Here is a 238-nt window from a genome sequence, read left to right as displayed (position 1 = left end):
GGTGTTGCGTATTCCATTGATTTAAGAAGAAGCATGCAAGAACAATACTCTCCGAAAGAAATAGAACAGAATGCACGAGATTTTTGGGAAGCGAACAATAGCTTTGCCGTAACCGAGGACTCGTCTAAAGAAAAGTACTACTGCCTTTCCATGTTCCCATACCCTAGCGGCAAGCTGCACATGGGGCACGTACGCAATTATACGATTGGAGATGTTGTTTCTCGTTACCAGCGCATGC

General features: G+C 45.0%; 1 protein-coding gene. It reads left to right on the top strand.

What is annotated here, in order from left to right:
* Positions 1-33: 33 nt before the first annotated feature.
* A partial coding sequence (locus tag A3739_RS08140) for a class I tRNA ligase family protein (RefSeq protein WP_156502468.1) occupies positions 34-238 on the top strand: 205 nt, incomplete at its 3' end.

Source organism: Oleiphilus sp. HI0067, assembly GCF_001635735.1.
The sequence above is the reverse complement of the archived record's forward strand: the minus strand, read 5'-3'. Positions and strand labels throughout refer to the sequence as shown.